The following is a 14,463-nucleotide window of genomic DNA, read 5'->3' as shown; positions in this document are numbered from 1 at the left end:
TCCTACTTGTAATCCAAGTGGAACGAGCCTTTTCCATTCGCTATGTAAAATGTTCTTCAAGTACGATTCTGAAATTAGACGTAGTAGAAGAAATTAGATTGACTGTAGAATTAAATGACGTTTTAGTATCCCGAGCCTGCCCAGGATCGGGCTTTTTATCGTTCGGCAACTTGTGGAATCGCCTTGCTTATTTTCCGGCAATTAAAATATCCACTTTGTTTCCGCTCATGAGTTGCCGCATTTTCTCGATCGTACCGTCTTGGTGCGGAATGTGAATCGAAACGGTCAAATTCGGATTTTCCAACGATTGAAAGGAGATATGGTCGAAATTCAAGACGCCCAAATTCGGACAATTCAGCGCTTTATGCGCGTCGATCGCTTCCCGTACATCATGCGTCTCCCAAAACTCCCGGAATTCGGAACTCACTTTGGACAACGCTTCATACTGCTTGGACCACCAAGGATCGTCCGTATACCGCGCATAACAGGCGTGGAATTGAGCTACGATTCGGCGAGCATGCATTTCCCATTGTTCTCCCTTAAGGTAACGAAATTGCGAAGAGGTAAAGGTGAGCCAGACAAAATTCCGTTCTTGCTCGGATTTGACGGAGTAGTCGCCGTTTAATGCGCAGTATGCGGAGTTCCAGGCCACAATATTCATCTTGGTATCCATGACGCATGCAGGGGAATCGCCGAGACCGTCCAAAAATCGTTGAAGAGCCGGACCGACCTTGGGGGAATCCTGACGGCGCTCTAGCGGCAATTGCTTGTGGGCCAGGAAGAACAGATGCTTGCGTTCGGTCGCGTCAAGCATCAATACATCGGCCACTCGTTCGAGGACATCTCTCGATACATTGATGTGACGACCTTGCTCCAGGTAGGTGTACCAATCCAAGCCGACCTCGGCCAGCATTGCGACTTCTCCCCGGCGAAGTCCGGGGGTGCGTCTGCGTCCGCCGCTTGGCAGCCCGACTTGCTCAGGCGTGATTCGTTCCCGGCGAGTTCGCAAAAAGTGGGCCAATTCCCGATAACGATCTAGCTGCATATCTTTTTCCCTCCAAATAAAGTAGGATTGCCAGTCCCAGGATAACCAGATCACTTCCTGAGCGATTTCAACTTATATACAATAGCTTATGTCACCGGGTGACCAAAAATCAATGGCAAGAAGGAGGAACTGGATGAAGTTACGCGAGGTGTTCCAATATGAAAGTTGCAGCCATTGTAGGAAGCATTCGCCAACATTCGTATAACCTGATGCTGGCCCGGTTCATCGTTCAGCAATTACCGCCATCATTTCGACCTCGAAGTATGGAATTTATGGACTCGGTCGTCTATAAATTTGTAAATTGGTTAAAGCAGAAAAAATAATAAAAGGAAATCTAAGGAGGCTGATCGCATGTACGAGCATATTATACTTTTTAAGTTTAACGGAAACGGTACAAAGGACAAACAGGAAGAACTCATTCGAAAGGTGAAATCGTTCAAAGGTTCCATTCCGGGGATTGTCGAGTTGACCGCCGGAATCAACGTCACCGAGGAGGTAGAGAATATCAACGGCTATACGGTCGGGATACGGGTGACCTTCCAAGACTTGCAGGCGAGCCGGGACTATATGCATCATCCTTTGCATCAGGAACTGCTGCAAAGCGCAATTCCCTTGGTTGACGGCGTTGTTGTTGTGGACTACCCGATCGATTAAAAAAAGTGGGAGAAGAAAAAATGAACATCTGTAGGCAGCCTAGTCGTCAAGAAGGCTTTGGAGCGAGGCCACAAAGTGACCGCGATCGTCCGAAATGCGGCCAAAATCGCTGTGCCCGAGGCTGAAGTCGTCGAAAGGGACATTTTGGATCTGCGTACCGAAGATCTTCAATCTTTCGATACGGTCGTCAATGCATTCGGCACGCTGCCGGATCGTTCGTATTTGCATTTTCTCCGCGAATTTTATGAGGGAGCCTCGAATCAAGCGAAAAACCTGGAACAGCTTCGGCGTTACTCTGGGGTTAACTGGACATTTGTCAGTCCGGCGGCGATCTTCGACCCTAAAGGCAAACGAACAAGAACCTATCAGAAGGGCAAAGACCATATGATCCACAATTCAAAAGGGGAAAGCTATGTCAGCTACGCCGATTTTTTTGATTGCCATTGTGGATGAAATAGAGCGACCGCAGCATCTGAACGAGCGATTCACATTGGTTTCCGAACGGGAATAACGAACGAAGCAGCCTAATTCGAGACATGCGGCTCAGCGATATGCGAACCGTTGTGTCTCGGGACGGCAACGTTCCTGTTGCTTCTGACCGCAGCGATCGTAGGTGTCGGGATTGGGCCATTGGGCCACTTATATCCGGCTTTATCAAGCATCATTTTCCAGCCAAGGTTCCTGCGATGATCGCGATTTATACGATATCGCTCAACATCGGCTCTGCGCCTTGGCATCCAGACTCTCAGCGCCGCTGCAAGCGAGATTTCATGCCTGTCGGGGAGCGCTGGGCATTTGGGGGATTGCCGACGTTATCGGAGTGCTAATATGGATTCCTGTTGCCAAGGTGGCAAGCCCCGCGCTCGTTGGATGCCAGGTACACTTCCTTCATGGCGCATAACACAAGCCTTATCCATCGATGTACCTAAGCACTGCTTGACCGTCACGTCCAGTTAAAAGTAGCTCTGCATGCTCTACAACTGAATGGCTATTATCCGACTGCCAAATGATCTTAACAGGATCGATGTAATATTGAGTACGGGGTTCTTTCTGCGCTCTAAGGTTTTCCCAATAATGCAGCATATTTCCCCTCCATTTATCCGGATTTAAACTCCTTTAACTGAAAGTAACTCACTTTATGAAGTCATTGATTAGCACTTCCGATAATGTGGAAGTCTGCCGAGAGTGGTTTGACATTTTCCAGCTTAAATGCTGTCCAAGCATCATCCACCGCCGCTATATTCCGCCCGTTTATCATTTTGTTAGCTACCGTATATACTCCATGCTTCAACAGGAGCGCTAAATTCACGACCGCCAAGGTAATTCCTATGTCATCCAGTATTTTCTGATCCAGATCCAATAGGGGCGTATCTACATCACCGTGAGATAAGGCGTACACCTTCATCCCATTCACCGTAAACATTGCCGCGCCTAGAACACCATCCGCTATTGCTAAGACATACAACGATCCTCCACCCGTTGGAAAGGCTGTAATAAGGGCCACGACGCCGAAGATAATGTTCAACTGTGCCATCAGAATCTGGGGGTTCAATTCTAATTCCTGATACGTATAACGAGATAAGTATACCGTTTTTACCGTCTGCTTGCTCAGGTATTCCGGCTTTTGTGGAATCAAATTTTCCAACGCCCAAGCATCTGCCATTGGGGCGATTAGCTCCATAAAATGCTGGGCACCTGGCGTATTCAGCGCCTGATGAATCATCCCCGACAAGCCGCTTTCCTGCGACCCGCTAGAGGAAAGCACGGGGAGCGCGGGCAGCATCGACTCGATTTCAGCCTGCGACTTCCCTTCCTTCTCCCCCTTCTCCCTTATCGCGACTGCCTCTTTCTTCCACTGATAAACCGCCGTTCGATCCCGATCCTGCTGATCATACGCCTGCTGTCTGCGCGCAAGCTCCGCCTCTTTATCTTTGGTTGGTTCACTCGATTTCGGACCATATCTGCTCTGATAAAATTCTTGCTGCTTTTCCGTCGATTGAGTCTTGATCCAATCCTTCGCTTTAGCACTTAGGTTAGGATCATTTTTCATTTGCTCCTTCGTCGCAGGATGAACCTTCTGGTACAAATATTCCTCCGATATCGGAGCCCCGTTATACTTCTGCTTCTCTTGCTCCATATTCGTAGCGAGTTGCTCGGACAGCTGCTCGTCCAAATACATCTGCTCAATCTCTTCATCCGTCAGCAGCTCGGTAAACGGTACCTCAACTTTCTGAAAATCCAGCTTGCCACTCTTTATCCCTACCCGGTTATCGCTGATCAGCACATAATGATCGGTGTTCGTTTGCAGTCCGATCTGGTTCGTCGCTCGCATCCGAATCGATTCAAGGATCCCCTTCTCACTCCCGCTGCCCAGCTCCACCTTATTGCCCGCCACCAGCAGCACATCTTCACTGGCGTTCACCGTGATGTTCCCGCCATCCAAATGCAGGCTGACCGTTCCTTTTTCAAAAAGAACCCCATCGTCCCCCAGCTGCATCTTGGCCGCTCCCGGAGATTCAAACACCTTCGTCGTCGGCTTCTGGAACACCGTCCGGCTTTTCATCTCCTCGCTGCCGCCTCGCACCGAGTTGATCGCCATTGCCTTCTTTTCGACGCCATTGGGAAAATACACCTTAATCCGCGCTCCCTCATCGGGCAGCACGTGAAACATATTATTGCCTTCCCCTGAATACGGGAACCACCAATTTCCCTGCTCGTCATGTGCGTTATCGATGTCCAGGTGCACCTTAACCATATTGTTCGCCCGCTTCACGACGCGGCCCTCCAGAGATACACCCTGAATCCCTTCATTTTGCCGGGATTTCCGCCTCAGCGTCTGACGCCGGACCAGCACATATTCATAGGTCAGCAGCCCCGAGGCATAGCTGATGATCGACTCCGCTACGACCCACATTTGCTTCTTGAATACGACATCGTCCCCAACCTGGCAAAATTGCTCGCTGGTTATGCGGTAGCTGACGAAGTCCGCTTCGTGAATGAGATCCGCATCACTGCCTTCCGCATGGGCTTTCAGCTCTTCATAGGCGGCGCGATTCTTCAGAACCGTATAGCGCTTCGACTAATGCTCATTTCAAAGCAAAAAGAGATTAACTAGACTTAGCTGGTTAACCTCTACTTGTTGAGTAACTCAATCATTATTATGACATCGGGTTTCTCTTTTTGTGTTCATACATAAGAAAGGGGCACACTCGTCAAGCTATCGAAAAAGTCCCGACAACCTATTCTTAGTATGAATCTATTTTATAGACTCAGACTGAACAGATTAGATAGAATTACATTCCCTCTATATTAATGGGCTCCATTTCTACAAATCTGTCATACCATTCATTCATGGATATGTACGCAACATTTTCTATCTCCAGTTCATGCATTCTAAAAATAAATGACCCTCCTCTTTCAAAAATTCTAATTAAAGGTTCATATACATTTAAGTATTTTTCATATTCCGAATTTTTATCAACATATTTTGATAATTGTATATAAAATTCAAAAATCCTTTTTGCACTTGTATTTTTAACTATCGTTTCTAATACTAATGAACTACAATATTTAGATATCTCCACCTCTTCCTCAGTGTCACCAAGCAATTTTGCAATATGTGTGAACATAGGCTTCATTGGCTTTATAGACTCTTCTTTATAAAAACCAGCGACTCTTCTCAAAAACTCACGACCTAAGTCTGCATCTTCTTTCGATATTATTGTTCCCACTTCATTCCATTTAATATTATTGATTTTATCTAATGCCTTATTCAGATACATTTACTCACCTCAAAATTAATATTCAATAACTTCATCGGTACTCTTAAGATACTCACTAAATTTATCATACCCTGGAAAATCCTCAGACGGCTGTTTGGCTCCTAAAGCATTTGCCGCATCATGGGCATTTTTTGTCGGATCTGGTTTGTACCTATTTTCTATATCCCAAGTAGTTGGATCTCTTAAAGGCAAAGGTCCTATTTTGTTTCCCTTTCCATCTATATATCCATATTTCATAATTTCTTGTTCTTTTATTTCATGATTTGCCAGTCTTTTAAACCAATCTTTTTCTATATCTGTAAGCTCCCTCTTTTGTGCTAATTGCCATGCATAAGCAACATCAGCATCTGCCTGAAAATATAATTTTTTGTATGGTTGACCCTCTACAGATAAATTATGAATAGTTAAAAATAAGTGTTCTTTCATCTTCGTAACTTGTGCTTCAGTTAATCCTGTATTTTTAGCAACCGTTGATACATCTTCTAAACCTACTTTTCTAATTTCTATATATTTCCTCTCTACAAGTGCGTCAAATCCATCTTTAGGAGGTACGATATACGGCCTCATTTCTTCAGGATTTGTTAAATAATTACCCTTACCCGTTCCCTCAACTTTCCCACCCGTTGCACTCGGAGGCTCCTGTCTTCCCTTACCTGCCCCCTGATAAATAACCGCATCATCAAACTCATCAATCGGCTGATTTACACCAGGACCGCCTTTTGAAGGCTCTTTCGTTTTTGTCTTCGTTTTCGGCAGCTCAGGTGGTTCCATCGGTTTTGGCGGTGTGACATTATCCAATTTGAACGCTGTCCAAGCATCATCTACCGCTACTATATTCCGACCGTTCGCCATCTTGTTTGCTACCGTATATACACAATGCTTCAGCAGGAGCGCTAAATTCACGACCGCCAAGGTTATCCCTATGTCATCCAGTATTTTCTGCTCCAGATCCAATAGGGGCGTATCTACATTTCCGTGAGATAATGCGTGCGCCTTCATTGCATTCACCGTAACCATTGCCCCGCCTAGAACACCATCCGCTATTGCTAAGACATACAACGATCCCCCACCCGTTCCAATAGCCAGAATGATGGCCACGGTACCAAAAACGATGTTCATTTGTGCCATCAGTATCTGGGGGCTCAATTCTAATTCCTGATACGTATATTGAGATAAGTATACCGTTTTTACCGGGTGGGGCTGCTCATCAACCATTAAAACAGGAACATACGCAAAAGAAGACCACAATACGGATAGCTATCTCGCATTGTGGCTTAGTTAGTTGTATTGTACGATCCTCTTATCAGAACTGTGGAACGAGCTTACACAAAACTGTTACAGACTCCTATCTTTAAAAAAATCATCTTCTAGATAAGGGTAGTTCAGTAATTCTAGATTCTCTTTAGTCAAATAATTAGCTTCATATTCATCTAAATGAGTATTGATCAGTACCCCCCCTTTAATCCTTTTTATTAATGGGTAAGAGGTATCGTCTTCAACAACCAAATCCTTATCGTTCAACCGCAGTAGTTTCCCAATAACTTCAAGCATCTTTAACCACCCAATATCAAAAGTTCGCGATATAAATTGAATACTAATAAACACATTTGTATCTACACCATACGCTTCGAAGTTCGCCTTCCGATAACGTTCTATATAGTCATCCTCATCCTCTAAATTAATACTCATTGAAAAATATGTGCAACCGATTCTTACGCGTTGAGTATCGGACCAATCCCATACTTCTGCTTCATAATCAATTAATTCTACAAATAATACTTCGCACATCATATTGTAGAGCAATTTCCTCAATTCTTCTTTAGGCAAATTAGAACCAATACATAACCAAAAATCCATTTTACTCATACCTCCAGTACGCTCTAGTTACTTGACGACCTTCAATGATTAATAGTTCATCTAAATGTTTTAAATCCTTCTGAGTTTGACTTAATAGAAACCCAATAAGTTCAGACCTTTTGTCAACAGGATAATCATTTAAATTTAATACTATTCTTCTAGCTTGATCCGTAGTTTTATCTCTAAGCATTCTAAGAATATTCGATAGATTAGTTGAATTAGGAGAATAACAATCAAATACTTGCCCTTCTATGATGAAATCAGGACTTTTTTTAGGATCAAGACCATAACCATTTCCATCATCAAATTCGTCAAGCATTGTCGTACGATATCCTTGTTCTGCAAGAACATCAGCAGCTTCATTTTGTCTTTTTAATCCTCGAGCATCTTTACCTGTATCTTTAGCATAATTTCCTTCTGGTTTGCCACCCTTAGGTAATGAAGGCTTTGTAATTATAGCATTGGGTCTAATTTTAGGTGTATAAGGAATATGTTTTTCACCATATAGCTTGTATTCTGAACTCGTTTTCCAGTCCACATTCTGATCGCCATATTTTGAACGGAAATACTCATCCCATTCTGGTCCTGTTTTAGGTATCTTTGCAGAATCACCCGTCCCCTCAACTTTCCCACCCGTTGCATTCGGAGGCTCCGATCTACCCTTACCTGCCCCCTGATAAATCACCGCATCATCAAACTCATCAATCGGCTGATTTACACCAGGTCCGTCTTTTGTAGGCTCTTTCGTTTTTGTCTTCGTTTTCGGCGGCGCAGGCGGTTCCTTCGGTTTAGGCGGTTTGACATTTTCCAGCTTGAACTTCGTCCAAGTATCATCCAATGCCGCTATATTTCGGCCATTCGCCAGTTTATTCACTGCGGCGTACAAGCCATGCTTCAGCAAAATACCCAAGTTCACAACTGTCAGTGCAATGCCCAACTTGTCCAGCATAGACTGGTCGATGCCCAATATGGAAGGATTTGTGCTATCATCACCGTTCCTCAGATCCATTAATTTCTCTGCATTGACCCAAATCATGGCTGCGCCAAAAGCGACATCAGCCACTACTAAGAGATACAGCGATCCTCCGCCTGTCGGGATCGCCGCAATAATCGCGATAACCCCAAAAATAATATTAAATTCTGCTATCAGCATTTGCGGACCTAATATTAATTCCTCATACGTGTATCGAGATAAGTATACCGTTTTTGCTGTCTGCTTGCTCAGGTAATCTGGCTTTTGCGGAATCATATTTTCCAATTGCCAGGCCTCTAGCGCAGGAGCCATTTGTTCCAAGAAGCTCTGAACCCCAGGCGCATTCAGCACCTCGTGAATCATCCCTGACAACATGTTCTCCTTCGGAGGACTAGACGAAAGCACTGGCGGCGCGGGCAGCATCGATTGGATCTCCGCCAGCGACTTCCCTTCCTTTCGACCACGCTTGCTGATCGCCGCTACCTCTTGATTCCAATTATGCACCGCCGTTCGGTCCCGTTCCTGCTGATCATACGCCTGCTGTCTGCGCGCAAGCTCCGCCTCTTTATCTTTGCTTGGTTCACTCGATTTCGGACCATATCGGTTCTGATAAAATTCTTGCTGCTTTTCCGTCGATTGAGTCTTGATCCAGTCCTTCGCTTTCGCGCCTAAGTTCGGATCATTTTTTATTTGTTCCTTGGTTGCAGGATGAACCTTCTGATACAAATATTCCTCCGATATCGGAGCCCCGTTATGCTTCTGCTTTTCTTGCTCCATATTCGTAGCGAGTTGCTCAGACAGCTGCTCGTCCAGATACATCTGCTCAATCTCTTCATCCGTCAGCAGCTCGGTGAACGGTACTTCTACCTTCTGAAAATCCAGCTTGCCGCTCTTAATGCCGACTCGGTTATCGCTGATCAGCACATATTGATCCGAATTCGTTTGCAAAGCGACCTGACTCGTCGCCCGCATCCGAATCGATTCGAGGATCCCCTTATCGCTCCCGCTGCCAAGCTCCACCTTATTGCCCGCCACCAGCAAGACATCCTCGGTTGCGTTCACCGTAATGTTCCCGCCATCCAAATGCAGGCTGACCGTTCCTTTTTCAAAAAGAACCCCATCGTCCCCCAGCTGCATCTTGGCCGCTCCCGGCGTTTCAAACACCTTCGTCGTCGGCTTCTGGAACACCGTCCGGCTTTTCATCTCCTCGCTGCCGCCTCGCACCGAGTTGATCGCCATCGCTTTCTTTTCCACACCGTTTGGAAAATAAACCTTTATCCGTGCTCCCTCATCGGGCAGCACGTGAAACAGATTGTTCCCTTCCCCTGAATACGGGAACCACCAGTTTCCCTGCTCGTCATTAGCGTTGTCGATGTCCAGGTGCACCTTGACCATATTGTTCGCCCGCTTCACGACGCGGCCTTCCAGAGATACACCCTGAATCCCTTCATTTTGCCGGGATTTCCGCCTCAGCGTCTGGCGACGGACCAGCACATATTCATAGGTCAGCAGCCCCGAGGCATAGCTAATGACCGACTCGGCTACGACCCACATCTGCTTCTTGAATACGACATCGTCCCCAACCTGGCAAAATTGCTCGCTGGTTATCCGGTAGCTGACGAAGTCCGCTTCGTGAATGAGATCCGCATCACTGCCTTCCGCATGGGCTTTCAGCTCTTCGTAGGCGGCGCGGTTCTTCAAAACCGTATAACGCTTCGCCTTCAGCTCCTTCCCCCAAGACAGGTCCGGTACGCCGAAATACACGCGTGGGGTATCCATCACCACATCGGGCAAAATGACCGTCCCAACCCGCGACGCCAACCGCTTCAAAAACTGCCAGTCCGTTTCCTCGAACTGGACCATCAAGGAGCCGAGCGTCGCTTGATCGCTCGTCGCCATATTTTGCGCGTCCCCGCGAGGGTAGTTCTTGAAGAAAATTCAATGCAAAAAGGCTAGTTCCTACTCAAAACTCAAGTAGAAAAAGCCTTTTAACTTAAAATCTTTTTATTAGGTTTAAAATGCCGTAAACAGTTGTATGCAAATAATTTTAAATTCAGAATTAATTTCAAAGAGATTTTGCTAAGATTCTACTACAGAATCAAGCAATATTATTTTCTCATAGACTCAATAATTTGTGATGTACCATTAAATATAACATCCCGCATAACTTCAGTATAACTAGTGTACTCAGCTTTTTGATTCAGAATTATATCAAGCGCCTGTTTGAATTTGCCATCAATTATGATTGTAATTCCCTCTACCTCTTGACCAGTCTCTCCGTTCACAAACTTTTCGCTTAACAAACTTAGTTTGCTTTAATTTTCCATATTATTCAACACTCTTTCCATTATCAAAACAAAAATAATCCTTAAATTTATAATCAAATATTTATATTCAGTCGGTACTTTGTCCTAGAAATCTTCATACTTCCCTTTCCAACCGTCAGGGGTAAAACTTTCAAAAGAAGCAGGTTTGGGAGAACAAAATAGTAATATTTTATTATAGAAATCAACTAATAAGGCAGGTATCAACTCGAGAATATAATCCTGATGTGACTCCCACCCACTAGAATGAACGACCTTACCCGGCTGCACTACACAAAATATTTTACAGACTTTTCATATCCGAATCATTGTTGTCTATATAATCTAAATAACTGTCACTAGTATCCTTTGATTCAACCTGACTAAAATCCGAAGGTATGAATTGTGAACGGCTTATACCCCCAATTATCAATTGCCCATGATGATACTGTATTCTGCCCCCTCTTTCAAATAGCTTCATCATGGGTACATATAGCTCCTGAAATTTAACAGCAGTAGGTACACCCTCACCAATCAAATAAGCCCACTCCAAATAATGTGTACACATTTGTCTGACAAATCTAAGTTCTATAGTTCGGGTTAATTCCTCACAATTATCCGATATATTTGCAGGTAATTGTATGTCAGCTAATTTCGTAGCACTATAAACTAATGTTCTCATCGAATCTTTGTGAAAATAATCATAGAATAAAGAGCCTCTTCTTAGGTGCTCAGATAATAAAATAACATATGAAGGTCTATTAAACTCCCGATGGCTCCAATTTATGTCTTGAATAATGCATTTAGCTTCTTCAAATATCTTATTCATATTTTTACTCCTTATCAGCTAATATCTCTCTCATTTTCGTGTTAATATATTTTTCGTTTTTATTAACAAATTCTGGAAATTCATCCGGTTGAGGAGATGCCAAATCATGGGCACCTGGTGGATCTCCTGTTGATCCAACACCTTTCCACGATTCGATTTTGCGTATAGGCTCTCCTTGTTGCATCAACTTACTTTCTTCCAATTCATGGTCAGCTAGTTGTCTAAACCACGCTTTTTCCTCAGACGAGAGTTCAGTTTTCAACGCTTTACCCCATCCATACGCTATATTGTAATCTGGAGTGAAGTATCCTTCGTAATAATATTTTCCATTTTCATCAACTAAATTAACATGCTTAGTTAAAAATAAATGTTTCTTCACCGCAGTAGCTTCCTCTAAACTTAGACCAGTATTTTTAGAGAATATTTCAAGTTCCTTTGTATCTAATCCTGTTTCTCTTAATCTATCATATATCTTTAATGCTGTTATTTCCGCTTCAAATGCAGGGATAAATACATTAGGTTCACCTCTTGGCTCAACAGGCTTAGGTTGCCCCGTCCCCTCAACTTTCCCACCAGTTGCACTCGGAGGCTCTGGTCTACCCTTCCCCGCCCCCTGATAAATAGCCGCATCATTAAACTCATCAATCGGCTGATTTACACCAGGACCGCCTTTTGAAGGCTCTTTCGTTTTGGGCTTCGTTTTCGGCAGCTCAGGTGGCTCCTTCGGTTTAGGCGGTGTGACATTATCCAGCTTGAACGCTTTCCAAGCATCATCCACCGCTGCTATGTTCCGCCCGTTCGCCATCTTGTTAGCTACCGTATATACACCATGCTTCAGCAGAAGCGCTAAATTCACAACCGCCAAGGTAATTCCTATGTCATCCAGTATTTTCTGCTCCAGATCCAATAGGGGCGTATCTACATTACCGTGAGATAAGGCGTACGCCTTCATTCCATTCACCGTAACCATCGCCGCGCCTAGAACACCATCCGCTATCGCTAAGACATACAACGATCCCCCACCCGTTCCAATAGCCAGAACGATGGCCACGGTACCAAAAACGATGTTCATTTGTGCCATCAGAATCTGAGGGTTCAGTTCTAATTCCTGATACGTATATCGAGATAAGTATACCGTTTTTACCGTCTGCTTGCTCAGGTATTCCGGCTTTTGCGGAATCACATTTTCCAACGCCCAGGCATCTGCCATTGGGGCGATTAGCTCCAGAAAATGCTGGGCATCTGGCGTATTCAGCGCCTGATGAATCATCCCCGACAAGCCACTTTCCTGCGAACCGCTAGCGGAAAGCACGGGGAGTGCGGGCAGCATCGACTCGATTTCAGCCTGCGACTTCCCTTCCTTCTCCCCTTTCTCTCTTATCGCCACTGCCTCTTTCTTCCACTGATAAACCGCCGTTCGATCCCGGTCCTGCTGATCATAGCGCTGCTGCTGCTTCGCCTGTTCAGCCTCTTTGTCCTTCTTCCCTTTATCCTTGGACTCGTTCGAGGAGGAAGCATTCCTATTCTCGTAAGCCGACCTCTGCTGATCCACCGTTAGCCCACTCATCCAGCTTCGTGCCGCTGTCGGGTCAGCCTTCACTTTCGCTTCCACACCAGCACGGATCTGGTCCTTATAGCTTTCTGGTGACAGGGAACCGACATTCCGGTCCGCCTGCCGAAAAAGTTTCCTCTCCTCCACCTCAGCTTCCACTTGCTCGTTGATATACATTTGCTCAATCTCTTCATCCGTCAGCAGCTCGGTGAACGGGACTTCCACCTTCTGAAAATCCAGCTTGCCGCTCTTGATGCCGACCCGGTTATCGCTGATCAGCACATAATGATCCGCATTCGTTTGCAAAGCGACCTGATTCGTCGCCCGCATTCGAATCGATTCGAGAATCCCCTTCTCACTTCCGCTGCCCAGCTCCACTTTATTGCCCGCGACCAGCAGCACATCTTCACTGGCGTTCACCTTGATGTTCCCGCCATCCAAATGCAGGCTGACCGTTCCTTTTTCAAAAAGAACCCCATCGTCCCCCAGCTGCATCTTGGCCGCTCCCGGCGACTCGAACACCTTCGTCGTCGGCTTCTGGAACACCGTCCGATTTTTCATCTCCTCGCTGCCGCCTCGCACCGAATTGATCGCCATTGCCTTCTTTTCCACACCGTTTGGAAAATAAACCTTTATCCGTGCTCCCTCATCGGGCAGCACGTGAAACATATTGTTGCCTTCCCCTGAATACGGGAACCACCAATTTCCCTGCTCATCATGGGCGTTGTCGATATCTAGGTGCACCTTGACCATATTGTTCGCTCGCTTCACGACGCGGCCCTCCAGAGATACACCCTGAATTCCTTCATTTTGCCGGGATTTCCGCCTCAGCGTCTGGCGACGGACCAGCACATATTCATAGGTCAGCAGCCCCGAGGCATAGCTGATGACCGACTCCGCTACGACCCACATCTGCTTCTTGAATACGACATCATCCCCAACCTGGCAAAATTGCTCGCTGGTTATCCGGTAGCTGACGAAGTCCGCTTCGTGAATGCGATCCGCATCAATGCCTTCCGCATGGGCTTTCAGCTCTTCATAGGCAGCGCGATTCTTCAGAACCGTATAACGCTTCGCCTTCAGCTCCTTCCCCCATGATAAATCGGGTACACCGAAATACACGCGTGGGGTATCCATTACCACATCCGGCAAAATGACCGTCCCAACCCGCGATGCCAACCGCTTCAGAAACTGCCAATCCGTTTCCTCGAACTGGACCATCAAGGAGCCGATCGTCGCTTGATCACTCGTCGCCCTATTTTGCGCATCTCCGCGGGGATAGTTCTTAACCAGTTGCAGAATCGCATCCGTGTATGTCAGATGCTTATTTTGGTAAGATCGATTTTTCGGCTCCAAATCCATTGCATACGTGCGCGACAGCGCCTCGACCTTGACGTGAGGAATGCCATCCTCCATTTCAATGTCTACATGCGTAATGCCCCCGGCAAACCAGCTTTCCGCCTTAGGC

Annotated in this window: 11 protein-coding genes and 1 pseudogene; 4 read left to right on the top strand and 8 right to left on the bottom strand. The window is 45.7% G+C overall.

The features are described from left to right. Positions 1-187 precede the first annotated feature (187 nt). The gene (locus WH37_RS28315) at positions 188-1,045 is read right to left on the bottom strand and encodes a helix-turn-helix transcriptional regulator (protein ID WP_046234021.1); all 858 of its coding nucleotides are present in this window, start codon (positions 1,043-1,045) and stop codon (positions 188-190) included. Between the two features lie 158 nt (positions 1,046-1,203). Between WH37_RS28315 and WH37_RS37550 the strand changes: the two genes are divergently transcribed. From WH37_RS37550 to WH37_RS28300, 4 genes and pseudogenes are all read left to right on the top strand, one after another. Then, positions 1,204-1,368, top strand: a complete 165-nt coding sequence (locus WH37_RS37550) for an NAD(P)H-dependent oxidoreductase (protein WP_414812493.1) — start codon at positions 1,204-1,206, stop codon at positions 1,366-1,368. 28 nt (positions 1,369-1,396) lie between these two features. Further along, entirely contained in the window at positions 1,397-1,699 is a 303-nt protein-coding gene (locus WH37_RS28310; protein WP_046234020.1) for a Dabb family protein, read from the top strand. A gap of 57 nt (positions 1,700-1,756) precedes the next feature. Further along, positions 1,757-2,210, top strand: a pseudogene (locus WH37_RS28305) (NAD(P)-dependent oxidoreductase). A gap of 40 nt (positions 2,211-2,250) precedes the next feature. Continuing rightward, positions 2,251-2,526: a hypothetical protein gene (locus tag WH37_RS28300; protein WP_143088696.1), complete on the top strand. Its 276-nt coding sequence runs from the start codon at positions 2,251-2,253 to the stop codon at positions 2,524-2,526. A gap of 317 nt (positions 2,527-2,843) precedes the next feature. Here the strand turns inward: WH37_RS28300 and WH37_RS28295 are convergent, their stop codons facing one another. The 7 genes from WH37_RS28295 to WH37_RS36120 form a co-directional block, all read right to left on the bottom strand. Next, complete coding sequence (locus WH37_RS28295) at positions 2,844-4,613, bottom strand: hypothetical protein (RefSeq protein ID WP_046234018.1); 1,770 nt, start codon at positions 4,611-4,613, stop codon at positions 2,844-2,846. 379 nt (positions 4,614-4,992) lie between these two features. Continuing rightward, positions 4,993-5,481 (bottom strand): hypothetical protein, encoded by a 489-nt coding sequence (locus WH37_RS28285; protein WP_046234016.1) that lies wholly within the window; start codon positions 5,479-5,481, stop codon positions 4,993-4,995. Between the two features lie 15 nt (positions 5,482-5,496). Continuing rightward, positions 5,497-6,696, bottom strand: a complete 1,200-nt coding sequence (locus tag WH37_RS34015; protein WP_052737271.1) for a hypothetical protein — start codon at positions 6,694-6,696, stop codon at positions 5,497-5,499. A gap of 120 nt (positions 6,697-6,816) precedes the next feature. Beyond that, positions 6,817-7,338, bottom strand: coding sequence for a hypothetical protein (locus WH37_RS28275; protein ID WP_046234015.1), 522 nt, complete (start codon positions 7,336-7,338; stop codon positions 6,817-6,819). Between the two features lies 1 nt (position 7,339). Further along, positions 7,340-10,210, bottom strand: coding sequence for a CdiA C-terminal domain-containing protein (locus WH37_RS28270; protein WP_046234014.1), 2,871 nt, complete (start codon positions 10,208-10,210; stop codon positions 7,340-7,342). Between the two features lie 708 nt (positions 10,211-10,918). Further along, on the bottom strand, positions 10,919-11,443 hold the full coding sequence (locus tag WH37_RS28260; RefSeq protein WP_046234013.1) for a hypothetical protein: 525 nt from the start codon (positions 11,441-11,443) through the stop codon (positions 10,919-10,921). A 4-nt stretch (positions 11,444-11,447) separates the two neighbouring features. Beyond that, the coding region (locus tag WH37_RS36120; protein WP_046234012.1) for a hypothetical protein at positions 11,448-14,463 on the bottom strand (3,016 nt) is incomplete at its 5' end.

It is taken from the genome of Paenibacillus algorifonticola (assembly GCF_000971975.1).
GTDB classification, from domain to species: Bacteria; Bacillota; Bacilli; order Paenibacillales; family Paenibacillaceae; genus Pristimantibacillus; species Pristimantibacillus algorifonticola.
The sequence above is the reverse complement of the archived record's forward strand: the minus strand, read 5'-3'. Positions and strand labels throughout refer to the sequence as shown.